This window comes from Cellulophaga omnivescoria, assembly GCF_001999725.1.
Taxonomy (GTDB): Bacteria; Bacteroidota; Bacteroidia; order Flavobacteriales; family Flavobacteriaceae; genus Cellulophaga; species Cellulophaga omnivescoria.
On sequence record NZ_MDDP01000010.1, the window covers coordinates 410,060 to 435,091 of the forward strand.

Annotated in this window: 19 protein-coding genes and 1 riboswitch; of the genes, 12 read left to right on the forward strand and 7 right to left on the reverse strand. The window is 33.3% G+C overall.

The window, feature by feature from the left end; genetic code table 11:
• Positions 1 to 735 (forward strand): hypothetical protein, encoded by a 735-nt coding sequence (locus BFJ87_RS06850; RefSeq protein ID WP_077401826.1) that lies wholly within the window; start codon positions 1 to 3, stop codon positions 733 to 735.
• Here the strand turns inward: BFJ87_RS06850 and thiH are convergent, their stop codons facing one another.
• The 7 genes from thiH to ppk1 form a co-directional block, all read right to left on the reverse strand.
• Positions 736 to 1,845 carry a 2-iminoacetate synthase ThiH gene (thiH, locus tag BFJ87_RS06855; protein ID WP_077401829.1) on the reverse strand — a complete coding sequence of 370 codons (1,110 nt, stop codon included), beginning with the start codon at positions 1,843 to 1,845 and terminating at the stop codon, positions 736 to 738.
• Positions 1,838 to 2,611 carry a thiazole synthase gene (locus tag BFJ87_RS06860; RefSeq protein ID WP_077401832.1) on the reverse strand — a complete coding sequence of 258 codons (774 nt, stop codon included), beginning with the start codon at positions 2,609 to 2,611 and terminating at the stop codon, positions 1,838 to 1,840. Before BFJ87_RS06860 ends, thiH begins: the two co-directional genes overlap by 8 nt.
• Positions 2,601 to 3,263, reverse strand: a complete 663-nt coding sequence (gene thiE, locus BFJ87_RS06865; protein ID WP_077401835.1) for a thiamine phosphate synthase — start codon at positions 3,261 to 3,263, stop codon at positions 2,601 to 2,603. The genes BFJ87_RS06860 and thiE overlap by 11 nt, the downstream gene beginning before the upstream one ends.
• Positions 3,256 to 3,870: a thiamine phosphate synthase gene (locus BFJ87_RS06870; protein WP_077401838.1), complete on the reverse strand. Its 615-nt coding sequence runs from the start codon at positions 3,868 to 3,870 to the stop codon at positions 3,256 to 3,258. The genes thiE and BFJ87_RS06870 overlap by 8 nt, the downstream gene beginning before the upstream one ends.
• Before the next feature lie 115 nt (positions 3,871 to 3,985).
• Positions 3,986 to 5,845, reverse strand: coding sequence for a phosphomethylpyrimidine synthase ThiC (thiC, locus tag BFJ87_RS06875; protein WP_077401841.1), 1,860 nt, complete (start codon positions 5,843 to 5,845; stop codon positions 3,986 to 3,988).
• Positions 5,846 to 5,869: 24 nt separating this feature from the next.
• Positions 5,870 to 6,073 carry a sulfur carrier protein ThiS gene (gene thiS / locus BFJ87_RS06880; protein ID WP_077401844.1) on the reverse strand — a complete coding sequence of 68 codons (204 nt, stop codon included), beginning with the start codon at positions 6,071 to 6,073 and terminating at the stop codon, positions 5,870 to 5,872.
• A 113-nt stretch (positions 6,074 to 6,186) separates the two neighbouring features.
• Positions 6,187 to 6,280: riboswitch (TPP riboswitch) on the reverse strand.
• A 69-nt stretch (positions 6,281 to 6,349) separates the two neighbouring features.
• On the reverse strand, positions 6,350 to 8,368 hold the full coding sequence (gene ppk1 / locus BFJ87_RS06885) for a polyphosphate kinase 1 (RefSeq protein ID WP_171974478.1): 2,019 nt from the start codon (positions 8,366 to 8,368) through the stop codon (positions 6,350 to 6,352).
• Between the two features lie 148 nt (positions 8,369 to 8,516).
• Here ppk1 and queG point away from each other — a divergent pair, with 148 nt between their 5' ends.
• The 11 genes from queG (at position 8,517) to BFJ87_RS06940 (ending at position 25,032) form a co-directional block, all read left to right on the forward strand.
• Entirely contained in the window at positions 8,517 to 9,449 is a 933-nt protein-coding gene (gene queG, locus BFJ87_RS06890; protein ID WP_077401850.1) for a tRNA epoxyqueuosine(34) reductase QueG, read from the forward strand.
• Positions 9,450 to 9,504: 55 nt separating this feature from the next.
• On the forward strand, positions 9,505 to 11,799 hold the full coding sequence (locus BFJ87_RS06895; RefSeq protein WP_077401853.1) for an NADP-dependent malic enzyme: 2,295 nt from the start codon (positions 9,505 to 9,507) through the stop codon (positions 11,797 to 11,799).
• A 32-nt stretch (positions 11,800 to 11,831) separates the two neighbouring features.
• Positions 11,832 to 12,413: a Holliday junction branch migration protein RuvA gene (gene ruvA / locus BFJ87_RS06900; RefSeq protein ID WP_077401856.1), complete on the forward strand. Its 582-nt coding sequence runs from the start codon at positions 11,832 to 11,834 to the stop codon at positions 12,411 to 12,413.
• Positions 12,414 to 12,418: 5 nt separating this feature from the next.
• Positions 12,419 to 19,543, forward strand: a complete 7,125-nt coding sequence (sov, locus tag BFJ87_RS06905; RefSeq protein ID WP_077401860.1) for a T9SS outer membrane translocon Sov/SprA — start codon at positions 12,419 to 12,421, stop codon at positions 19,541 to 19,543.
• Positions 19,544 to 19,689: 146 nt separating this feature from the next.
• Entirely contained in the window at positions 19,690 to 20,070 is a 381-nt protein-coding gene (gene gcvH / locus BFJ87_RS06910; protein WP_077401864.1) for a glycine cleavage system protein GcvH, read from the forward strand.
• A gap of 37 nt (positions 20,071 to 20,107) precedes the next feature.
• Complete coding sequence (locus BFJ87_RS06915; RefSeq protein WP_171974479.1) at positions 20,108 to 20,455, forward strand: VanZ family protein; 348 nt, start codon at positions 20,108 to 20,110, stop codon at positions 20,453 to 20,455.
• A gap of 61 nt (positions 20,456 to 20,516) precedes the next feature.
• Positions 20,517 to 21,239 carry an energy transducer TonB gene (locus BFJ87_RS06920; protein ID WP_077401871.1) on the forward strand — a complete coding sequence of 241 codons (723 nt, stop codon included), beginning with the start codon at positions 20,517 to 20,519 and terminating at the stop codon, positions 21,237 to 21,239.
• A 160-nt stretch (positions 21,240 to 21,399) separates the two neighbouring features.
• Entirely contained in the window at positions 21,400 to 22,200 is an 801-nt protein-coding gene (locus BFJ87_RS06925; RefSeq protein WP_077401874.1) for an energy transducer TonB, read from the forward strand.
• A 153-nt stretch (positions 22,201 to 22,353) separates the two neighbouring features.
• Entirely contained in the window at positions 22,354 to 23,253 is a 900-nt protein-coding gene (gene cyoE, locus BFJ87_RS06930) for a heme o synthase (RefSeq protein ID WP_077401877.1), read from the forward strand.
• A gap of 56 nt (positions 23,254 to 23,309) precedes the next feature.
• Positions 23,310 to 23,891, forward strand: coding sequence for a cytochrome c oxidase subunit 3 (locus tag BFJ87_RS06935; protein WP_077401880.1), 582 nt, complete (start codon positions 23,310 to 23,312; stop codon positions 23,889 to 23,891).
• A 160-nt stretch (positions 23,892 to 24,051) separates the two neighbouring features.
• Positions 24,052 to 25,032 (forward strand): cytochrome c oxidase subunit 3, encoded by a 981-nt coding sequence (locus tag BFJ87_RS06940; RefSeq protein ID WP_077401883.1) that lies wholly within the window; start codon positions 24,052 to 24,054, stop codon positions 25,030 to 25,032.

Consider the following 25,032-nt stretch of genomic DNA (forward strand, 5'->3'; position numbering starts at 1 on the left):
ATGGAAGTAAATACTTATGCTTTTTCTAAATCTGCAGTTAAAAAACTTGCTTTAAAAAAAGTTTTAGGAATACAACCATTAATTTTGGGAGCCTTAATTGCTGCATTTTTAATTGCAAATAAGATTGAAAATAATGCATTTACCAAAGACAAAAACCTTCTTCTTATCTCAATTGGTATTTTTCTTATAATTTATATTGGAGGCCTTTTTTCTGCAAAAAAGTCTGTTAGACAGGTTTTAGAACAAACTTCAATTAAAATTACAGATGATTCTGTGGAATACTGTATTCCTAATGGAGAAAACACCAGATTAGCTTTTAAAGAAATTAAAAATCAAAGACTTTCTAAGTATGGTTTAAAGCTTTATGGTAGTAATAAGCAGGTGTTTATATCTAATAGAATAACTGGTTTTAATGAAATTATAGAGGCTATAAAGGCAAATACACAAACAAGATTAATACAATACGCAACAAAATATAAAATAAATCAATTAGTACTTAATAATTTAGTAGGATTGTTTTTTATAACAATGGTTACAAGTCTATTTATTGTTGACACTAAAAATTTAAAATTAATTTTAGGGATACCTATATTTCTTGTTTTAGTATATTCTGTTATTACAGTTAAAGCTGATAAAAATATACCAAGCGAGTTTAATTTTATTGTAAAAAAAACTGCTTTTTACGGTGTGGTTTTATTAGCGTATTTAATTTATGTATATTTCTTTACGGTATAACTACCACGCATTTTCCCAATCTTTCCAAACAACTTCAAAACCTTTACTTTGTAACATCTCTGCAATAGTTTCTGTGCTGCGTTCGTCAGAAATTTCAAATTGTTCTAAAGACTGTGGTTCTACCACATAACCCCCAGGGTTTGTTTTAGATTCTGCACTTATAGATGTTATTCCTAGGTTAATAATATTATTTCTAAATTTTTCGCTTTCTCGGGTAGACATAGAGAGCTCTACATCTTCGTCTAGCAAACGGTAAGCACATATAAGCTGCGCTAAATCTGCATCTTCCATAACTACTTTTGGTTCTAAACCACCTGTGTGTGGTCTTAGTCTAGGAAACGAGATAGAGTATTTAGTTTGCCAATAGGTTTTTTGTAAATACTGTAAGTGTAATGCAGTAAAAAAACTATCTGCTCGCCAATCTTCTAATCCAAATAAAGCGCCTACACCAATTTTATGTATACCAGCTTTTCCTAAACGGTCTGGTGTCTCTAATCTATAATCAAAATTAGATTTTTTACCTTTAGGGTGGTGTTTTTTATACTCGTCTCTGTGGTATGTTTCTTGGTACACTAAAACAGCATACAAGCCATTTTTAACAAGTAATTCATACTCATCTTGGTCTAATGGTTGTACTTCTATGGTAATATTAGCAAACTCTTTTTTTAACAGCTTAATAGCATTATTTATATAGTCCACACCAACAGTTTTGTTTGCTTCACCGGTAACTAATAAAATATGATTGTAGCCTTTACTACGCAAAAAGGCAGCTTCCTTTAAAATTTCAGCATCTGTTAACGTGCGTCTAGGTATTTTGTTTGTTAAGCTAAAACCACAGTAAGTACATATGTTTTGGCACTCATTACTTAGGTACATTGGTGCATACATTTGCATTGTATTACCAAAACGTTTTTTAGTTAATGCACTACTTATTTGTGCCATTTGCTCCAGGTATGGCTTTGCAGCAGGAGAAATTAAGGCTTTAAAATCTTCTAAAGTACGTTTGTTATTTTGCAATGCAATTTCTACATCTACAGCAGTTTTGCTATAAATATCTGTAACAACGGCATCCCAATTATAATTATTAAAAAGTGATGTAAAATTACTCATTTAAAAAGGAGGTTAAAGGTGAGCTTGCTTCTGCTGTTTGCTTTATAGGTGCTAATTTTGCATTGTAAGCCATACGACCAGCCTCTACTGCAAGTCTAAAAGCATTTGCCATTGCAATTGGGTTTTGTGATACTGCAATTGCGGTATTTACCAAAACAGCATCTGCACCAAGTTCCATTGCATAGGCAGCATGTGAAGGAGCGCCAATGCCAGCGTCTACAATTACAGGAACGTTACTTTGTGCTATAATTATTTCTAAAAAATCTACTGTTTTTAATCCTTTATTGCTACCAATTGGTGCGCCCAATGGCATTACGCACTGCACGCCAACATCTTCTAAACGCTTACATAAAACAGGGTCTGCGTGTATATATGGCATAACTACAAAACCTTGTTTTACAAGTTCTTCTGCAGCTTTTAAAGTTTCTATTGGGTCTGGTAATAAATATTTTGGATCTGGATGAATTTCTAATTTAACCCAATTGGTTTCTAATGCTTCTCTAGATAACTGCGCAGCAAAAACAGCTTCTTTTGCAGTACGCACGCCAGAGGTGTTTGGTAAAAGATTTATTCTAGAATGATTTAAATGTGATAAAATATCGTCATCTTGATCTGCTACATCTACGCGTTTTAACGCAACTGTAACTAGTTCACTTTCTGATGCTAGTAACGCATTTTTCATTACGGTTGAAGAACTAAATTTTCCTGTTCCGGTAAATAATCTAGATGAAAACTCTTTGTCTGCTAGTATTAAATTATCCTTCATCGTTTTTGTTTTTATCAAACTTATACACTTGCTCTTGTGTTGCAGGTGTGTTTAAAATTTTATTTAATGTGGCAATGTTGTTAAAATTGCTTGTAATTTCTGTTGATGCTGCAATACCGTAAATTCCTGTTTCTAATAACTCAGGAACATCTGCTATAGTAATGCCGCCAATGGCAATTATTGGAGTGTCTGTTTTTAACTCATCTATAATTGCTTGGTAGCCTTGTAAGCCTAAAGTTGGACTTAAATTTTGTTTTGTTGTGGTAAATTTAAACGGACCTAAACCAATATAGTCTACTTCTTTTTTTAATAAATTTTCGCAATCCTCTAATGTGTTTGCTGTGCCGCCAATACTAATCCATTTTCCTAAATGCTCACGTGCTTCTAACGGGCAAGCATCTGTTTTTCCTAAATGCACACCATCTGCATTTACTTCTTTAGCAATTTTATAATGGTCGTTAATAATTAATCTAGTCTGAAAATGAGAAGTTATTTCTCTTGCCTTTAAAGCGGTTTGTAATAAGGTTTCTTCGTCTATATTTTTTAGGCGTAATTGTACCCAATCTGCGCCAGAAGAACATGCTTTTTGTATGTTAGCCAAATGCATTTCTGGAGTCTCACCTTGACTTATATAATGTAATTTACTAATCATTATTTCTGTTTTTTAGGCTAGTAATGTAAGCCTCATTTATTTGCTTAAATGCTTCTAAAGGGTTTTTGCTATTCCAAACTCCTCCTAAAACGCCAATTCCTTTGTAACCTAATGTGTTAAATTTGCTAAGGTTTTCTGCTGTAACCCCTCCCATACCAACAATTGTTTTGTTTATATGATTTACATTAAAGCCACGCCCCTCATAACCTTTTTTTGATATGGAGTTAAAAACAGGACTAAGCAGGTGATAATCAAACTCAAAATAACAACTGTTTAATTCTTCTGGATCATGAAATGATGAACTTATGGTTTTGCCAAACATATTTAAGTCTTTAAAATACCGTGTAGGATTGTCTATAGTATCTCTACGTTTTTGTTCTTGAAAATGAATACCTTTTAAGTTGTAGCTATTTATTAGCTTATGAAAATAATGTACTACTATACGGTTGTGATATTCTGGTTTTATTTGATTTAAGTATGCTTTGTGTTCTTGGATATTTTTATGAGGCTTTCTTAAATGATAGTATTGTAAACCAGCATTAAATAACTGATGAAGTATTTCTATTTCATTAGGGATATCTTTTTCTGGTGCTATAAGTATTATCATAAGTTGCTTTTAAGTTAGGGATTGTAGTGGCATCCTTTTGCTTTTTTTTAGCAAAAGATATAACGGAAAGCCCGCCTACGCCTTACTTTGTAAAAGGCGTAGGAACTGGCTTATGTTACAAATACACTTCTGATCCTTTATCTTTAAATTCCTTAGCTTTTTCCTCCATACCTTTAGTAAAAACCTCGTCTCCTTTTATTTCGTTTACAGCGGCAAAATCTCTAACCTCTTGTGATATTTTCATAGAGCAAAATTTTGGTCCGCACATAGAACAGAAATGGGCTATTTTAGCACCATCTGCGGGTAGTGTTTCATCATGATATTCACGAGCTAATTCTGGGTCTAGTGCTAGATTAAACTGGTCTTCCCAACGGAACTCAAACCTTGCTTTACTTAAGGCGTCATCTCTGTGCTGAGCACCAGGATGCCCTTTGGCTAAATCTGCCGCGTGTGCAGCTAATTTATAAGTAACAACACCTGTACGTACATCATCTTTATTAGGTAGGCCTAAGTGTTCTTTTGGTGTTACGTAGCAAAGCATTGCGCAACCAAACCAGCCTATCATTGCAGCACCAATACCAGATGTTATATGGTCATAACCCGGAGCAATGTCTGTGGTAAGTGGTCCTAATGTGTAAAAAGGAGCCTCGTCACAAGCCTCTAACTGTTTGTCCATATTTGCTTTTATCATATGCATTGGCACGTGTCCTGGACCTTCTATAAAAGTTTGTACATCATGTTTCCAAGCAATTTTTGTAAGCTCACCTAGTGTTTCTAATTCGGCAAATTGAGCTTCATCATTAGCGTCTGCAATACAACCAGGGCGTAAACCATCTCCTAAAGAAAAAGCAACATCATAGGCTTTCATTATTTCGCAAATTTCTTCAAAATGCGTGTATAAAAAACTTTCCTTATGATGTGCCAAGCACCATTTTGCCATTATAGATCCACCACGAGAAACTATTCCTGTAATACGTTTTGCTGTCATTGGTACATAACGTAAACGTACACCTGCATGTATGGTAAAGTAGTCTACACCTTGTTCTGCCTGTTCTATTAAAGTATCTCTAAAAATTTCCCAGGTTAAATCTTCTGCAACACCGTTAACTTTCTCTAAGGCTTGGTAAATAGGTACGGTTCCAATTGGTACTGGAGAGTTGCGTATGATCCATTCACGTGTTTCATGGATGTTTTGTCCTGTAGACAAATCCATTATATTATCTGCTCCCCAACGGCAAGCCCATACTGCTTTTTCTACTTCCTCTTCTATGGACGATGTAGTGGCAGAGTTTCCAATATTTGCATTAATTTTCACCAAAAAGTTGCGACCTAAAATCATAGGTTCTGCCTCTGGGTGGTTTATATTACTAGGGATAACTGCACGGCCACGGGCAACCTCGTCTCTTACAAATTCTGGTGTTATTTTTGCAGGAATACTAGCGCCAAAATCCTGACCAGGGTGTTGTTTAGATAAACGAGTCATTTCATCTATACGCTGGTTTTCACGGATAGCAACGTATTCCATCTCTGGAGTAATAATACCTTTTTTTGCGTAATGCATTTGTGATACGTTTTCTCCTTTTTTTGCACGCATTGGTTTTTTTAAGTGTCCAAAACGTAAATGGTCTAAACTTTTATCATTTAAACGCTCGTTACAGTATTTAGAAGAAAAACCATCTAATTGTTCTACGTTGCCGCGGTCTAAAATCCATTGCTCACGTATGCGTTCTATTCCTTTATGAACGTCAATATCTTTATTAGGGTCTGTATAAGGGCCAGAAGTATCATAAACAGTTACAGGTTGGTTTGGAGTACGACTTTTGGTAAGTGAATCTACGGTGTCACTTAGCTCTATTTCTCGCATAGCAACTTTTAATTCTGGAAATAATTTGCCAGAAACATACACTTTTTTAGAATTAGGAAAAGGATGTCTTGTAATACCGTCTTGTTTAGGTGCGGTGTCTTTTTTTTTCATAATAAAATCTTTTAAAGTTTTAGGTTAGCCTCCTTGAGCAGGACGTATTAACAATACATTGTCATGAGGTTGTAAAATAGTAGAACTCCAGTTGTTTTTTGGTATTACGCCGCCATTAATAGCAATGGCAACACCAAAAATGGTTATTTCTAGAGTTTTTATTAGTTGAGACACATTCGTTTCTCTAGGAATTAAGTGCTCTTTGTTATTTACGTTTATGGGTATCATAACGATACATTTTAAGTGCTAGGTTATAGCGTTAAAAAATCCAACTAAATCGTAAACTGTGTGTGAAAATGCATTCTCCAGAAACGGAAAAAACACTAAAAGATAGAAATCATAAAAAGAATTCAACTTTTCCCTTCGGCTGTACTAACAGCATCAGGTTCAAAGGGTATTTCTCAGTTCTTAAAAAGAACACCCCTAAAGTTTACTTAACAAATGTATTAAATATTTTGAGATAAGACCTAATAAAAAACAAAACTATTGTGCTTGCAATTTTATCTAATTATTTTTAAAATAGTTGTAAGTTTTTAATTGTGAGTGTGTTGCGTTTTTACTATTTGTTACGTACTTATTTTTTTGTTCAGCGTCTATAAATCGGGCTTTAACGTTGTCTAACAACTGAATTTGTAAAATATCTTTTACTATTTTAAAATTGTCTTTGTCTAGTATGGGTGTTATAACTTCAATTCTATGAGATAGGTTGCGGGTCATCCAATCCGCAGAGCCAATAAAAAGTTTATCGTCTCCATTATTTCCAAAAAGATATACACGTCCGTGTTCTAAATATCGGTCTAAAATACTTGTTATTGTAATATTTTCACTTTGTCCTTTTATGCCAGGTACTAAACAGCAAATGCCACGTATTATTAGATGAATTTTTACCCCAGCATTACTTGCTTTGTATAATAGTTGAATCATTTTTTTATCCTCAAGGCTGTTCATTTTAAGAATAATTAATCCTTCTTTTCCTGTTTTTGCAAACTCAATTTCTTTTTCTACTAATCTAGAAAAAACGTGTCTGGTTGTAAAAGGAGATACTAGTAATTTTTTTGCTTTAGGAACAATTAAGGCGCCTTGGAGCACTAAGAAAACTCGATTTAGTTCTTTGCAGATTTTTTTGTCTGTAGTCATTAAACCAAAATCTGTATACAAGGTAGCTGTTTTTTCATTAAAATTTCCGGTGCCAATATAGCTGTAAGTAGTAAGTATGCCCTTGCTTTCTTTTTCTATATAGATAATTTTAGAATGTACTTTTATGCCCGGGTAACTATAGATTACTTTTGCGCCATTATCTTTAAAAATTTTACCCCATTTTAAATTATTGTCTTCATCAAACCTAGCTTTAGCTTCTATAAACACCACCACATTTTTACCAGCTTTTGCAGCCTTAGCAATAGCAGTATTTAATCTAGATGTTTTTGCTAAGCGATACAGTGTTATTTTTAAGGTTTTAACTTCATCATTTGTTGCGGCTTCTTCTAATAGTTTTATAACAGGTTCAAAAGATTGATAAGGGTAATGTATTAACTGATCTTTTGCGTCTATTGCGTTAAAAACCGAGTTGTATTGTGTTAGTAAAGGGTGTTGTAATGGTTCTAATTTAGAATTGCTTAACTGTTTTTTAGTTGGATTTGGAAAACTAAAAAAATCTTTAAAATTATGATAAATTCCGCCTAAAATAATGTCTGTATTATATAGGTTTAGTGTGCTTTTAATTGCATTTAAAAGCGTAGTTGGTGCACTTGCATCTACTAATGCACGTGTTGCTTGACCTGTTTTTCTTTTGGGTAAAGCATCTATTATTTTTTGCATTAAATTGCCAGAGAATTCATCTTCTATATACAATTCTGCGTCTCTAGAAATTTTTAAAGCATAATAATTGTTATTGTTTTCTTTATTTAGGTTGTATTTTAAAACATCATCTATAAAAGTAATATAGTGCGTTTGGCTTGTAGAAGGAAATACAATAAAGCGAGGTTTGTTTTCAGGAATTTCTACAAGTTCTATTTCTTCATTATTTTTTAATGTTACTAGGTATGATGCTTCATTTTCTGCAAAAAGAGAGTTTTTAGTTGCTGTTTTTTCTGTTTGTATGTTAAGTGTGTTTTTTAGGTTGGTGTTGTAGTAATCTTCTGCAAACTGCTTTTGTTTTAGGGTAAAGTCTTTATAATTAATTAGATGTATACCCTCAGATTTTAAATCGGGAATAATTTCATTTAAAAAAATGTCTCCAAACTCTTGCTGCTGTAGGTCTACTTGTTTTTTTATTTCAGCTAATACCTTATTTGGCTTTGTAATTAGTTTTTTGCGCAAAGGTTTCTCTATACTTTTTATTTGCCTAATATCTGAGACTCGAACTTTAAAAAACTCGTCTAAATTAGATGAGAAAATTGCTAGAAATTTTATGCGTTCGTATAGCGGATTTCTTTTGTCTTTTATTTCTTGCAGTACTCTGTGGTTAAAACGTAACCACGATAAATCTCTGTGATAGTATTTAGAATTGTAAAGCTTGCTCATAAATAGTAAAATAAGCAATTTATATGTTTTAAAATAAAGTTATGTAAGTATTTTGTTAAGTTATTGTATGTGCAGCTTTTAAGTTGTGTTTGTATTTAATACACTTACTAAATAATTTTTATTGCTTGTAAACCATTAAATTTGTGATGTGAAGTTACCACTAGTAAATAAAGAAAAAACAACGGCTTTAATTAAAGATGAAGCCAAACGCTTAGGGTTTATGTCTTGCGGTGTCTCTAAAGCTAAGTTTTTAGAGGAAGAAGCACCGCGGTTAGAAAGTTGGTTAACTAAAAATATGAATGGGCAAATGTCTTATATGGAAAACCATTTTGACAAACGCTTAGATCCAACAAAGCTTGTAGAAGGTTCTAAATCTGTAATTTCTTTATTGTTAAATTACTATCCAGAGGAAACGCAGAATACAGATGCTTTAAAGATTTCTAAATACGCTTATGGTCAAGATTATCATCACGTTATAAAATCTAAATTAAGAGAATTACAAGAGTTTATTACCGACAATATTGGTGAGGTAGAAGGTAGGGCGTTTGTAGATTCAGCACCTGTTTTAGATAAAGCTTGGGCTGCAAAAAGTGGCTTGGGTTGGATAGGTAAAAACAGTAATCTAATAACACAAAAAGTAGGTTCTTTTTATTTTATTGCAGAGTTAATTGTAGATATAGAACTGGATTATGATAGTGCTGTAACAGACCATTGTGGTACTTGTACCGCCTGTATAGATGCTTGCCCTACGCAGGCAATTGTAGATCCGTATGTTGTAGATGGTAGCAAGTGTATATCTTACTTTACCATAGAATTAAAAAATGAAATTCCTGCTGATGTTAGAGGTAAGTTTGATGATTGGATTTTTGGCTGTGATGTTTGCCAAGATGTATGTCCGTGGAACAGATTTTCTAAACCACACAATGAGCCGCTATTTAATCCGCACCCAGATTTGTTGTCTATGACCAAAAAAGATTGGGTAGAAATTACTGAAGATGTTTTTAGAAAAGTTTTTAAAAAATCTGCAGTAAAACGTACTAAATTCTCTGGTTTGCAACGTAACATAGATTTTTTAGATTAATATTATAATTTAATTGGTGCTATACCCTTAAATTTGCACCTTAAAATTAGAAGCAATGAGCAACGAGAAGAATAGAAGAGAAGCTTTAATTTACCACGCAAAACCACAGCCTGGTAAAATAAAAATTGTTCCTACTAAGCCTTATGCAACACAAAGAGACTTGGCATTAGCTTATTCTCCTGGCGTAGCAGAGCCTTGTTTAGAAATAGAAAAAGATAAAGAAAACGTATATAAATATACTTCTAAAGGAAATTTAGTAGCTATAATATCTAATGGTACTGCTGTATTAGGTTTAGGAGACATTGGCCCTGAGGCATCTAAGCCTGTTATGGAAGGAAAAGCTTTATTGTTTAAGATTTTTTCTGATATTGATGGTGTAGATATAGAGGTTGATACTAAAGATGTAGATAAGTTTGTAGAAACTGTAAAAATGATAGCACCTACTTTTGGTGGTATTAATTTAGAAGATATAAGTGCACCTGCTGCTTTTGAAATTGAGCGCAGATTAAAAGAGGAATTAGATATTCCTGTAATGCATGATGACCAGCACGGTACAGCAATTATTTCTGCAGCGGCATTATTAAATGCATTAGAAATAGCAGGTAAAAATATTGAAGAAGTACGTATTGTTGTAAGTGGTGCGGGAGCAGCAGCTGTTTCTTGTACAAGATTATACAAAGCTTTTGGAGCTAAGGATGAAAATATTGTAATGCTAGATAGTAAAGGCGTTATAAGATCAGACAGAGATAACCTATCAAAAGAAAAATTAGAGTTTGCATCAGACAGAAAAATAGACACTTTAGATGAGGCTATGAAAGATGCAGATGTTTTTGTAGGTCTTTCTATTGCAGATATTGTTTCTCCAGATATGTTATTGTCTATGGCAAGCAACCCAATTGTTTTTGCAATGGCAAATCCTAATCCAGAGATAAATTACGATTTAGCCGTAAAAACAAGAAAAGATATTATAATGGCTACAGGAAGGTCTGACCATCCTAACCAGGTAAATAATGTTTTAGGATTTCCTTTTATTTTTAGAGGAGCACTAGATGTAAGGGCTACAGGTATTAATGAAGCAATGAAAATGGCAGCAGTTAAAGCCATAGCTAAGTTAGCAAAAGAGCCAGTGCCAGAGCAAGTAAATATTGCGTACGGAGAAACAAGATTAACTTTTGGTGAAGACTATATTATACCAAAACCTTTTGATCCAAGATTAATTGCAGAAATTCCTTTAGCGGTGGCAAAGGCAGCTATGGATAGTGGTATTGCTAAACAACCTATTGAGGATTGGGATAAATATAAAGAAGAGTTAATTAGGCGTTCTGGAAACGATAATAAAGTTGTACGTTTATTACACAACAGAGCAAAAGTAAATCCTAAAAGAATTGTATTTGCAGAGGCAGACCATTTAGATGTGCTAAAAGCTGCTCAAATTGCTTATGAAGAAGGTATTGCAGAACCAATTTTGTTAGGTAAAAAAGAAACTATTTTAGAGCTTAAAGCAGAATTAGAGTTTGATGCAGACGTACAAATTATAGATACTAAAGCAACAGAGTCTAAAGGGCAGCGTACATTATACGCTACTAAGTTTTGGGAAAACAGAAAACGTAAAGGAGTTACGTTTTACTACGCCAAAGCTAAAATGAGAGAGCGTAACTATTTTGGTTCTATGATGGTAGAGGTTGGTGACGCAGATGGTATGATTTCTGGTTACTCTAGAGCATATCCTACTGTTGTAAAACCTGTTTTTGAAGTTATTGGAAGAGCATCTAATGTGCAAAAAGCAGCAACGGTAAATATTATGGTGACAGATAAAGGTCCTTTATTTGTAGCGGATACATCAATAAATATTAATCCAAACGCAGAAGAATTGGCAGATATAGCTTTAATGACGGCTAACGTAGCTAAAACTTTTGGCTTTGATCCTGTTATGGCTATGACATCTTATGCTAATTTTGGATCTTCTAACGAGCCAAATGCAGTTAAGGTTAGAAAAGCGGTAGAAATATTGCACACCAAACACCCAGATTTGGTTGTAGATGGAGAAATACAAATGGATTTTGCTTTAAATAAAGAATTATTACAAAGTCAGTTTCCGTTTTCTAAATTAGCAGGTAAAAAGGTTAATACGTTTATTTTTCCAAACTTAGAGTCGGCTAACATTACCTATAAGTTGCTTAAAGAGTTAAATGATGCAGACTCAATTGGTCCAATTATGTTAGGCTTGAGAAAGTCTGTACATATTCTTCAATTAGGAGCAGATGTAGATGAAATGGTAAATATGACAGCAGTGGCTGTTATAGATGCACAGGAAAGAGAAAAAAGAAAAAAAGCTAAAAACAATCAGTAAATAAATAATACAAACCAACCTATACCATTCATATGATTACACATTTAAGAGGAAAATTAGTAGAGAAAAATCCAACATTTTTAGTAATTGAGTGTAATGGTGTAGGTTACTTTGTAAACATATCACTGCATACCTTATCTAAGGTTTCAGACGAAGAAAATATACAGCTGTTTACACATTTACAAGTAAAAGAAGACTCACATACACTGTTTGGTTTTGCAGAAAAATCTGAACGAGAAATTTTTAGGTTGTTAATTTCTGTGTCGGGTATTGGTCCTAGTATTGCGCGCACAATGTTATCATCATTATCACCTGCTCAGGTAAGAGATGCAATTGCTGGAGGAGACGTTGCAACTATACAATCTGTAAAAGGTATAGGCGCAAAAACAGCACAGCGTGTTATATTAGATTTAAAGGATAAAGTATTAAAAATATACGATATTGATGAAGTTTCTACTTCTTCAAACAATACAAATAAAGAAGAAGCGTTATCTGCTTTAGAGGTTCTTGGTTTTGCACGTAAGCAGGCAGAAAAAACTGTAGATGCTGTTGTAAGCAAGGATCCAACATTAAGCGTTGAAAACATTATTAAGTTGGCGCTGAAAAATTTGTAATAAGTTTGAAAACAGGGGCAAAAAAAAATCTTTCACCATTATATAGGTTACTAATTATATGTGTGCTTTTCATAGGTGCGCCAACTTTTGCATATGCACAAGATGGTGAAGAACAGGAGCAAGAACAAGATTCTACAAAAACAGGTGTTGCACTTGGTAAAATTAATTTGCCTAATCCTAATAGTATTGTATCTAAATATACCTATGACCCAAATTTAGATAAATATGTATATTCAGAAAAAGTAGGAGAATTTAATATAAGTTATCCTATTTATTTAACTCCAGATGAATATTTTGAGTTAGCACGTAAAGAAGGAATGAAAAACTACTTTAAAGAAAAAGCAGATGCTTTTTCTGGTAAAAAAGCAGGTAGTGAGGAGGCAAGAAAAAACTTATTGCCAAACTTTTATGTAAACAATAATTTCTTTCAATCTATCTTTGGTGGCAATACAATAGAGGTTATTCCAACAGGTTCTGTTGCTATGGATTTAGGTGTTATTTGGCAAAAAAATGACAATCCATCTTTGTCTCCTAGGCAACGTACCAATACTAGTTTTGACTTTGATCAGCAGATACAGTTAAGTATGCTGGGTAAAATTGGAGAAAGATTACAAGTTAGTGCAGACTACAACACAGAGGCTACTTTTGATTTTCAGAACTTAGTGAAGTTAGATTATACGCCAACAGAGGATGATATTATACAAAAAATAGAAGTTGGTAATATTAGTATGCCATTAAATAGCTCTTTAATTACTGGAGCACAAAGTTTATTTGGTGTTAAAACACAGCTTCAGTTTGGTAAAACATTGGTTACAGCAGTGTTATCGGAACAAAGATCTCAAAATAATACAGTTGTTGCCCAAGGTGGTGGTACAGTAGAAGAGTTCTCTTTCTCTGCTTTAGATTATGATGAGGATAAGCACTTTTTTTTAGCGCAGTATTTTAGAGATAACTATGATGGTGCTTTAGAAAACTACCCGTATATCCGTAGTCAAGTACAAATTACAAGGTTAGAGGTATGGGTAACAAACAGAAGGCAAGAAACATTAAATGTTAGAAACGTTGTTGCAATACAAGATTTAGGAGAGTCTAACACAGATCAAACAAGAATTGGTAAAAGTGGCGGAGCTCCAGCTGGATTTTTTAATGCTAGTGCGGCAGGTAATTTACCTCTAAACAATGCCAATGATTATGATCCTGCTTTAATAGGCAATGGTGGTGCGTTAACAAGTCAAGTTAGAGATATAGCAACCGTACAAGCTGGTTTTAATGTGCCAGGTTATACTGTTAATCAAGGCTTTGATTACACAATTTTGGAGAATGCCAGAAAATTAGATATAGGAAAAGGAGAGTATACTTTTCATCCACAACTAGGGTATATCTCATTAAGTCAGCGTTTAAGTAATGATGAGGTTTTAGCTGTTGCCTTTCAGTATACTTACCAAGGTAATGTTTACCAAGTAGGTGAGTTTGCAAATGGAGGTTTAGAGGCAACATCGGTTTCAGCAGGTGCTACTCCTGTAGTAGAAAACAATACTTTGGTGTTAAAGTTACTTAAGAGTAATATTACTGCTGTGCAAGATCCTATTTGGGATTTAATGATGAAAAACATCTACAACACAGGGGCGTATCAATTAAGTCAAGAAGATTTTAAACTTAATATTTTATATACAGACCCAACGCCAAGAAACTATATAACTCCTGTTGCAGAGGGTGCAGGTTCTGGTTGGCCTACAACACCAAAGCCATTGCAAGAGCGTATTTTATTAGATGTGTTTAATTTAGATAGGTTAAATGCGTATAATGATGTGCAATCTGGTGGAGATGGTTTTTTTGATTATGTAGAAGGTTTAACTATAGATTCTCAAAACGGAAATATAATTTTTACAAAAGTAGAACCTTTTGGTGAGTATATTTTTGAAAAGTTAGGTGGAGGTGTGTATGATGTAGATAATGACCAAGGTTATAATGATAACCAAAAAAAGTATGTGTACCGAAATATGTACTCGCGTACTAAATCTGCCGCTTTAGAAGATGCAGATAAAAATAAATTCATAATTAAAGGTAAGTATAAATCGCAAGGTATTAATGGTATTCCTATTGGAGCTTTTAATGTTCCAAGAGGTTCTGTACGTGTAACCGCGGGAGGAAGACAATTACAAGAAGGTATAGATTATACCGTAAACTATTCTGCAGGAACAGTGCAAATTTTAGATCCTAGTTTGGAGGCTAGTAATACGCCAATAAATATTTCTGTAGAGAATAATGCGGTGTTTGGGCAGCAAACCAGACGTTTTACAGGTGTTAATGTAGAACATCAGTTTAACGAAAAATTTGTTTTAGGTGGTACTTTCTTAAATTTAAATGAGCGTCCGCTTACTCAAAAATCTTCTTATGGAGTAGAACCCGTAAATAATACCATGTTTGGTTTAAATGGAAATTTCTCTACAGAAATACCATTTTTAACTAGGTTAGTTAATAAGTTGCCAAATATAGATACAGATGTACCGTCTAATTTATCTGTTCGTGGTGAGGTTGCTTTTTTAAAGCCAAACTCACCAAAAAATGCAAATTTTGAAGGAGAAACTACAACTTATGTAGATGATTTTGAAGGAGCGCAATCTTTAATAGATATTAGGTCTTCATTAGGTTGGTATTTAGCAAGTACGCCTTTAGAGTTTGCAGATCCAAGCGGACAATTGTATGGTAGTTCTCCAGATGATACAGAAAATCTTAGAAATGGATTTGGAAGAGCTAAAATGGCTTGGTATTCTATAGATCGTCTTTTTTATTCAAACCAAAGACCATCAGGAATTAATGATAACGATATTTCTTTAAACGCAACTAGGAGAATATTTATAGATGAGGTTTTTCCTAAGGTAGAAATTGCACAGGGACAATCTACAACTCAAGGAACTTTAGATTTGGCTTATTACCCAAACCTAAAAGGTCCGTATAACAACAATGCAGATTTTAATACTACTAATCCAGAAGACAAATGGGCAGGAATTATGCGTCCAATGAGTAGTACAAATTTTGAACAAGCAAACGTAGAGTTTGTGCAGTTTTGGGTTTTAGATCCTTATGTAGACGGAGAAACTACAAGTTCTGGAGAATTGGTATTTAACATTGGTAATATATCTGAAGATATTTTAAAAGATGGTAAAAAACAGTATGAAAATGGTTTGCCAGGTATTTCTAGTAACGACTTGGTTTCTGAAACATCATGGGGTAAAGTGCCAGCAACACAATCTTTAGTATATGCTTTTGATGCAGAAGAAAACAACAGAACATTACAGGATTTAGGGTATGATGGTTTAAGTGATGCAGATGAAACATCAATTTTTACAAATAACCCTGCTAATGATCCTGCTTTAGATAATTATGAGTATTACCTAAATAAAGAAGGTAGTATTTTAGAGCGTTACATAAATTACAACAATCCGCAAGGCAATTCTCCTGTACAGGTAACTAATACAAACAGGGGTTCTACTACATTGCCAGATGTAGAAGATATTGATAGAGATTTAACAATGAATACTGTAAACAGTTACTATGAGTACAGAATTCCTATTAAGCCTAATACAACTATTAATGATAAGTATGTAACAGATATTAAAGAAGGGCAAACGCCAACTTTACCAAATGGTACGGTTTTAAATAGAAGATGGATACAGTATAAAATTCCGTTAAGTGATTTTACAGATGCCATTGGAGGTATTACAGATTTTAGATCTATTAGTTTTATGCGTATGTATTTAACCGGTTTTTCTGATGATGTTGTAATGCGTTTTGCAACTTTAGATTTGGTTAGGGGTGACTGGCGTACTTATACAAAATCTTTAGAGCCAGATGTAGATAATAATCCTGATGATGATGGCACTTTTGTAGATGTGGCAACAGTTAATATTGAAGAAAATAATACAAGATCTCCAATTATTTATGATTTGCCTCCGGGTTTACGTAGAGAGCAACTAAACAATAACAATACTATTGTACAACAAAACGAACAATCTCTTTCGTTCAAAATTGAAAATTTAGAGTCTCAGGATTCCAGGGGTGTATTTAAAAATATAAATATTGATATTAGACAGTATGAGCGTCTTAAAATGTTTATTCACGCAGAAGAAATTTTAGAATCAGATTTCCCGGATGGCGAAAGACCTTTAGTTGGTTTTTTAAGGATTGGAACAGATTTTAGTGAAAACTTTTACCAAATAGAAGTTCCTTTGGAGTTTACCGCACACGGAGAAAGTGATAGAGAAAAAATTTGGCCAGAAGATAATGAGATACTTATTGAGTTGTCAGACCTAAATAAAATAAAATCTTATGGTATTGCGGGGCAAACACTAAACCAAATAAATTATTACGAAATTATAGACGGGGAAGTTGTTCCTGTAGGTGAGTTTGATGCTCGTGAACCTGGTGTAATGCGTATAGGTTTAAGAGGTAACCCTTCTTTAGGTAGCATACGTAGTATGATGGTGGGTGTAAAAAACACTAGTGATGCTGCTGCACGCGGAGAGGTTTGGTTTAACGAGTTGCGTTTGGCTGGTTTAGATAGTAATGGCGGATGGGCAGCAATTGGTGCGGTAGATTTAAATCTTGCAGATTTTGCAGATGTATCTGTTACCGGTAGTAAAAGTACATCTGGTTTTGGGGGTATAGATCAAATGCCAAACGAGCGTGCAAGAGAAGATGCAATGTCTTATGATGCTGTTACAAATATTAACCTTGGGCAACTATTACCTAAGAAATTGGGTATACAATTACCGTTTAATTATGGAATTTCTGAACAATTAATTACACCAGAGTTTGACCCTGTTTATGACGATTTAAAGTTAGAAGATAGAATAGCAGCAGCCCAAACGCCAGAGGATGCAAAAGCTATAGAGGAGCAAGCAGAAGATTATACAAAAAGAACCAGTATAAATTTTATAGGTGTACGTAAAAATAGAGGAGAAGAAGCAGATGCTAATTTTTATGATATAGAAAACTTTACCTTTAATTATTCTTACAATGAGGTTAATCATAGAGATTTTGAAATTGCAAAACTAAAAGATCAAAACGTTGTTGCTGGTTTAACATATGCGCATAATTTTGAGCCAGTAGAGGTTGCTCCTTTTGCTAAAAAAGATTCATTATTTACAGGTAAATATTTAAAATGGTTAAAAGACATCAATTTAAATTTATTGCCAACAAGCATAGCGGTTAACTCAAATATAAACCGTCAGTTTAATCAACAACGTTTTAGAGATGTTGTAGAGCCTGGAGTAGATGCATTAGCGTTGCCAGAATTGCAGCAGCGTAATTATATGTTTAACTGGCAATACAATATAAATTATAATTTAACTAAGTCCTTACGTTTTAATATTTCTGCTTCTAACAATAATATAATTCGTAATTATTATAAAGATGATACAGGAGTAGATATAGATGATCAATTAAATATATGGGATGGCTTTTTTGACATTGGTGAGCCAAATAGGCACGCACAACAGTTTGAGTTAAATTATGATATTCCATTTAGTAAAATTCCTGCTTTAGACTTTATAAATGCACAATATGTTTATACTAGTAATTTTGACTGGCAACGTGGTGGTGATGCCCTAAAGGAAGTTGCAGGTGAAGATATTAATAGAATTCAAAATGCTAGTACACATACAATAGCAGCAAACTTAACAATGCAAAAGTTGTATGATATGATTGGTTTAAAAAAATCTAAAGGAAAAACTCAGTTAACAACTACACGCCAAGATAAGGCAGGTAACACACCTAAAGCTAAAAAAGGCGGATTTGGTAAGATTGCTACAGACCTGGTAACTATGGTTAAACGTGTAAACTTTAATTACACAGAAACTAGGGGTAAGCAATTGCCAGGGTATACAAATTCAATTGGTTTTGTTGGTACAACAAAACCTAGCTTAGGGTTTGTTTTTGGTAGTCAAGAAGATATACGTTATGATGCGGCAAAAAGAGGTTGGTTAACAACATTTTCAGACTTTAACGAGCAGTTTGTTCAAGAGACAAACAGGCAGTTAGATATTACTGCTGTAGCGGAGCCAATAAGAGATTTAACTATAGATATAACGGCAAATAGAAATTTATCTGAGCGTTATCAAGAAAATTTCTCAGTAGCTTTTGAAAATGGAGAATATGAATATCAAAACCTATTAGGTAACAACTATGGTAATTTTGGTATATCTACAATAATGATAAAAACAGCCTTTGCAAAAAGCGATGAGTTTGAGTCAGCAACTTTTGATCAGTTTAAAGAGAACAGGTTAGTTATAGCTAATCGTTTGGCGGGTAATACTGGGGCAAGAGATGCAGAAGGTTACCCAGAGCGTTACGGTAAAACTAGTCAGGATGTATTGTTGCCTGCATTTGTAGCTGCATATACAGGTCAAGACGCTTCAAAAGTTAAATTAGGAGCATTTAGAAACTTTCCTATTCCTAACTGGAGATTAAAATATACTGGTTTAATGCGTATAAATTGGTTTAAAGAAAAATTTAAGCGTTTCTCTATTAGTCACGGTTATAGAGCCTCATATAATATCAATTCTTTTCAAACTAATTTAGAAAGAGAAAACACAACAATAGATCCAGAAACTCAAGATTTCTTACCAGAGAATATTATGGCAAATGTTGTGTTAACAGACCAGTTTAATCCCTTAGTACGTTTAGATTTTGAAATGAAAAACTCTATGAGTGTTGTTGCAGAATTACAAACAATGAGAGCCTTAACAATGAGTTTTGATAATAATTTACTAACAGAATTAAATAGTAATGACTATACAGTTGGTCTAGGTTACAGGTTTAAAGATGTAAATTTTGTTACCAATATAGGTGGTGATAAAGTGCGTTTTAAAGGAGATTTAAACTTAAAGTTAGATGCTACTTTAAAAGACAATATTACTATAATTAGAAACCTGGAGTTAAATAACAACCAAATTACATCTGGGCAAAATGTATTTTCATTAAAATTTGGTGCAGATTATGCGTTAAGTAAATCGCTAGAGGTCGCTTTCTTTTATGATCATTCATTCTCTAAATTTGCGGTTTCAACTGCTTTCCCACAAACAACAATAAATACAGGTTTTACATTTAAGTACAACTTTGGTAACTAAATTAACTGTATCACTTAAAACGGTTTAGTTGATAATTACGGTAGACTTGTTTTAAATAATAAGTTTCTTATGATTTTTCAAATTAAATAATTTTCAAATCATTATTTATCTGTTACATTTGCTGCACTAATTTAAATTATACTAAAATGAACATACCATCAGAATTAAAGTACACTAAGGATCATGAGTGGGTTAAAATAGATGGCGACATAGCTACTGTAGGAATTACAGATTTTGCTCAAGGAGAACTAGGAGACATTGTTTATGTTGAGGTAGAAACGCTAGATGAAACCTTAGATAAAGATGAGGTTTTTGGTACCGTGGAGGCTGTTAAAACGGTTTCAGATTTATTTTTACCATTATCAGGAGAAATAATAGAGTTTAATGAGTCTTTAGAAGACGAACCAGAAAAAGTGAATTCAGATCCTTATGGAGATGGTTGGATGATTAAAATTAAAATAAGTGATGCTTCTGAGGCAGAAAACTTAATGTCTGATGCTGATTATAAAGATTTAATTGGTGGTTAAAAAGCCAATTTATACCATATTGTTTATAAGCTGGGTAGTGTTCATTACATTACTCAGCTTATTTTCTTTTAGTAATACAGATTTGCCGTCGGTAAAAATACCATATATAGACAAGTTGGTACATTTTACTTTTTACGGTATAGCAACATTACTTGGTGTGCTGTCTTTAAAAGAACATTTTACTTTAAAAAAAGTTAAAACGGTAATTGTTTGGTATTTAGTAGTTGTTTTAGTTGGCTATGGCATAATTATTGAGATATTGCAAGATACAATCACCGTTACTAGAAGTGCAGAATTTTTAGATTTTGTCGCCAATACAATTGGTGTTTTTATAGGCTTATTTATAGCCAAACAACTTTTTTTAAAAGAAAGAATATTAAAATGAAAAAATTAATTGCTTAATTAGATAATATTTATTTAAATTAGCGAACACTAAATTAAAACCTATGGAACCAAAGAAAAATCCACAAGCTGACTTAACAAAAAACAGCGGTCTTTATTTTGCAATAGGACTTGCTCTTGTTATGTTTATAGTTTGGCGTGCATTAGAGTACAAAAAATACGATGAAGATAATACATATGACATTACTCAGAATGTTGATGATATGTTAGATGAAGAAGTTCCAATGACAGAACAAATTAAAACACCACCACCTCCACCGCCACCACCAGCAGCGCCAGAAGAAATTGCCGTTGTAGAAGATGATGTTGAGGTTGAGGAATCTGTTATTCAAGATACTGAATCTGATGAGGAAGAAGAGGTAATGGACGTTGAGGACGTTGTAGAAGAAGAAGTAGAAGTAGATGTAGATGTACCTTTTTCTGTAATTGAAGATGTACCAATTTTTCCAGGATGTGAAAAAGAAAAGAAAAAAGGAGCAAAAGCTTTAAGAGATTGTTTTAATGAGAAAATGAACAAGCACATTAGAAAGCATTTCCAATATCCAGAAATTGCTCAAGAAATGGGTATTCAAGGTAGAGTAAGTGTTCGTTTTGTTATTCAGAAAGACGGGTCTATTGGGCAAGTGCAAATGCGTGGTCCAGACAAAAACTTAGAAAAAGAAGCTGCCAGAATTATTGGTAAACTTCCTAAGATGACTCCTGGTAAGCAAAGAGGTAGAGCTGTACGTGTTCCATTTAGTTTACCTATTACTTTTAGATTGCAATAGGCAGTACAAGCTTTAAATTATACAAAAAAATCCGAACTTAGACTGGTTCGGATTTTTTTATACGTGTGAATGTAAAAAATTAAACCCCAAGCACTTGCTTGGGGTTTTTTGGTATACTATTTGTGTTTTAACATAATTGTAACAAATAAAAAATAGTATTATGAAAACAAACACAGAAAATTCTGTTGGTTTCCACGGCAATGGAAACAACAGAGCGTCTACCAATGCAACTCCAAAAAAGAGTAAGCACGATGCAAATTTACGAAAAAACAGCTTCTTAAACTTTCAAATTGGCTTAGTTGTGGCAATGGGCTTGGTTTATTTGGCTTTAGAATCTTCTTATGCCTATGTAGAAGACAAAGAGGTTAGGCCAGCAGAGCTAGAAGCAGAGATGGTAGAGTACCATCCAGATTTAGATAATTTTAAAGTAGAAGAAAATAAGCCAAAAGAAAAAGTTTTAGCAAAAGCTGTTGTAAACCCCGATAAAATTAAAATTGCTCCAGATGATGCAATTGAGGATTTTAATGACTTTATAGATGATACGGAGTCAGAACCAGAAGAGCCATTAGCGGTTAGCAGTATTGTAGAGCATAAAATTATTGAAGATCCAATAATTCCTTTAGATGTTGTGGAAGAGGTTCCAATATTTCCTGGTTGCGAAAAAGTTGCTAAAGAAAAAAGAAAAGAGTGTTTTAATGATAAAATGCAAAAGCACGTTAAACGATATTTTAGATATCCAAATGCAGCTATAGAATTGCGAGAGCAAGGTAGAGTAAGTGTAATGTTTAAAATTGGTACAGATGGTGTGGTAAAAGATGTTCAAATGAAAGGCCCTTCTAAAATATTAGAAAAAGAAGCGCAACGCATTATTTCTAAGTTGCCACAAATGACTCCAGGTAAGCAAGGTAAAAACAACGTTGTAGTACCTTATTCAATACCAATTAACTTTAAATTAGAATAGTGTTAATTGTCTATCAATATTAGGTCTGCTTATGGTAAATAGGCAGGCCTTTTTATTTGTTTTGGGTAAAAATTTTAACAAAAATATAAACCTTCATAATTGGTTGTAAAGAAATCATTTAGGTTATATCTTTGCAGTTCATAAAAAATAAGAATGAAAACTGCGGTTGGTACAGTAAAAGAAGCTACAGATGTTTCGGCATTTGCAGATTTTAAAGAAATAACAAAGGCAAGGCTAGCTGTAAGTGTAGTTTTTTCTTCAATAGCTGGTTATTTCTTAGGCGCAGATAAAATAGATTTTACAGTTCTATTACTTTTAGCTTTTGGCGGTTACTGTATGGTAGGCGCATCAAATGCATTTAATCAAATTATAGAAAAAGATTTAGATGCGTTAATGAACCGTACAAAAAACAGACCAATACCCTCTGGAAGAATGACGGTGACTACTGCATCTGTAGTAGCTATAGCTATGACCATTGCTGGTATTGTTTCATTATATTTTGTAAATCCTAAAACGGCAATGTTTGGGGCAATATCTATATTTTTATATACCTGCGTTTATACACCATTAAAAACTATTACTCCGTTAGCGGTTTTTGTAGGTGCTTTTCCTGGGGCTATACCTTTTATGCTTGGTTGGGTTGCAGCGACAAATGAATTTGGAATTGAGCCTGGAACTCTTTTTATGATTCAGTTTTTTTGGCAATTTCCTCATTTTTGGGCCTTGGGTTGGATGTTAGATGAAGACTATAAAAAAGGAGGGTTTAAAATGCTTCCTACAGGTAAAAAAGATAAAGGAACAATTATTCAGATAATTATGTATACAGTTTGGATGATGCTAATTTCTGTAGTGCCTGCTTTTGGTGTTACAGGAGCATTACAATTATCTGTAGTGGCAGCCGTAATTGTATTTATAATGGGTGGCGTAATGTTGTTTTTTGCTTTTCGTTTGTTTGATAATAGAGACAATGCATCTGCAAGAAAACTAATGTTAGCAAGTGTTACTTATATTACACTTATGCAAGTGGTATATGTGGTAGATAAGTTTGTGTAATAAAATAGTAGTAGGCAACTATAATATTGCCTTATAAAATAAATAAGTTTTACTAAATGGATTTAACTCATAAGTCAGAAAAACAAAAATCAGACAATGCAAAAAAAATGATGCTTTGGTTTGGTATTGTTAGTTTAATTATGGCATTTGCAGGCTGGACAAGTGCTTACATTGTTAGTAGCTCTAGAGAAGATTGGTTAAAAGATTTTGATTTGCCATCTGCTTTTTTCTGGAGTACTTTAATTATTGTAGTAAGTAGTATTACATACTTTTTAGCTGTACAAGCAACTAAAAAAGATAAAAAGTCACAAGCAACCATATATTTGTGGACTACTTTAGTGTTGGGTATAGCTTTTATTGTATTACAATTTGTTGGTTTTTCTCAGTTAATAGGGAATGGTTTTTACTTTACAGGGCCAACAAGTAGCATAACAATGTCTTATATATTTTTAATTGCTGTAGTACACGTTGCTCACGTAGTAGCCGGACTTGTATCTTTAATAGTGGTTATTGTAAACCAAATGAGAGGTAAGTACTCATCTACAGAGGTTAATGGTTTAGAAATTGGAGCAACCTTTTGGCATTTCTTAGATTTGTTATGGGTTTATTTAATCTTGTTTTTCTATTTATATCGATAATAAATAGAAATAAAGTTAATTTCAGTTAAAATTTGGTTTTTGTATAGCCGAAAAAAATGTAAATTTGCGAAACTTAATTATGCTTAAGGTGTATTTAAGTGTTTTTTAAAAATAATAGAGCGTAGTTAAACGTTCTTAGTTTATAAATTTTAAATTGTATATGGATACTACGGTAACAACAGGTACAGCAGAAAGTGTTTGGAGCGGAGGAAGTAATAACAAACCTTTAGGCGCTAGCTATGGTAAAATGATGATGTGGTTTTTCATCGTTTCAGATGCATTAACTTTTTCGGGCTTTATAGCTGCTTACGGATTTTCTAGATTTAAATTTGCAGATAGCTGGCCAATAGCGGATGAAGTGTTTACACACGTTCCTTTAGTTCACGGTAATTATCCTATGATTTATGTTGCTATAATGACATTTATTTTAATTATGTCTTCTGTAACTATGGTATTAGCTGTAGATGCAGGTCATAAAATGAAAAAGAATAGTGTTATTTGGTATATGTTCTTTACCGTAATTGGAGGTATTATATTTTTAAGTTCACAAGCTTGGGAATGGGCTACCTTTATTAAAGGAGATTTTGGAGCTATTGAAACTAAAGGTGGTAGAATATTACAGTTTGTTAAAGCAGATACAGGCGAAAGAGCTGCCATTAGAGATTTTGCTACCCCTTTACATGAAAAAAGAATAGACCATGCAAATAATAAAGGTGTTTGGTTTTACGGAGAAAGTGCTTTGCCATCATACTCGGTTAACGAGGTGGTAACTGGTTTTAAAGCAGATCCAAATATATTAGTGAGGGTAGAAAATATTAATGAGGACGGACATAAAATAGTATTGTCAAGAGAAGAATCTTTAAAAAGATTGGCCGGTTCTAAATACGTAGTAGAAGGAGCAAACCTAATACACAATGAATACGGAAGCAGATTGTTTGCAGATTTCTTTTTCTTTATTACTGGTTTTCACGGATTCCACGTATTTTCTGGAGTTGTACTAAATATCATTATTTTCTTTAACGTTATCATTGGCACTTATGAGCGTAGAGGACATTATGAAATGGTAGAAAAAGTTGGTCTTTATTGGCACTTTGTAGATTTAGTATGGGTATTTGTATTTACTTTTTTCTACTTAGTATAA

What these genes read in the sequence shown, in the direction of transcription:
- BFJ87_RS06870 (WP_077401838.1), bottom strand. Translation starts at nt 3,870, where the DNA reads ATGATAATACTTATAGCACCAGAAAAAGATATCCCTAATGAAATAGAA.
- gcvH (WP_077401864.1), top strand. Translation starts at nt 19,690, where the DNA reads ATGAACATACCATCAGAATTAAAGTACACTAAGGATCATGAGTGGGTT.
- BFJ87_RS06925 (WP_077401874.1), top strand. Translation starts at nt 21,400, where the DNA reads ATGAAAACAAACACAGAAAATTCTGTTGGTTTCCACGGCAATGGAAAC.
- ppk1 (WP_171974478.1), bottom strand. Translation starts at nt 8,368, where the DNA reads ATGAGCAAGCTTTACAATTCTAAATACTATCACAGAGATTTATCGTGG.
- thiH (WP_077401829.1), bottom strand. Translation starts at nt 1,845, where the DNA reads ATGAGTAATTTTACATCACTTTTTAATAATTATAATTGGGATGCCGTT.
- BFJ87_RS06860 (WP_077401832.1), bottom strand. Translation starts at nt 2,611, where the DNA reads ATGAAGGATAATTTAATACTAGCAGACAAAGAGTTTTCATCTAGATTA.
- BFJ87_RS06850 (WP_077401826.1), top strand. Translation starts at nt 1, where the DNA reads ATGGAAGTAAATACTTATGCTTTTTCTAAATCTGCAGTTAAAAAACTT.
- BFJ87_RS06895 (WP_077401853.1), top strand. Translation starts at nt 9,505, where the DNA reads ATGAGCAACGAGAAGAATAGAAGAGAAGCTTTAATTTACCACGCAAAA.
- BFJ87_RS06920 (WP_077401871.1), top strand. Translation starts at nt 20,517, where the DNA reads ATGGAACCAAAGAAAAATCCACAAGCTGACTTAACAAAAAACAGCGGT.
- cyoE (WP_077401877.1), top strand. Translation starts at nt 22,354, where the DNA reads ATGAAAACTGCGGTTGGTACAGTAAAAGAAGCTACAGATGTTTCGGCA.
- thiE (WP_077401835.1), bottom strand. Translation starts at nt 3,263, where the DNA reads ATGATTAGTAAATTACATTATATAAGTCAAGGTGAGACTCCAGAAATG.
- thiC (WP_077401841.1), bottom strand. Translation starts at nt 5,845, where the DNA reads ATGAAAAAAAAAGACACCGCACCTAAACAAGACGGTATTACAAGACAT.
- ruvA (WP_077401856.1), top strand. Translation starts at nt 11,832, where the DNA reads ATGATTACACATTTAAGAGGAAAATTAGTAGAGAAAAATCCAACATTT.
- thiS (WP_077401844.1), bottom strand. Translation starts at nt 6,073, where the DNA reads ATGATACCCATAAACGTAAATAACAAAGAGCACTTAATTCCTAGAGAA.
- BFJ87_RS06940 (WP_077401883.1), top strand. Translation starts at nt 24,052, where the DNA reads ATGGATACTACGGTAACAACAGGTACAGCAGAAAGTGTTTGGAGCGGA.
- BFJ87_RS06935 (WP_077401880.1), top strand. Translation starts at nt 23,310, where the DNA reads ATGGATTTAACTCATAAGTCAGAAAAACAAAAATCAGACAATGCAAAA.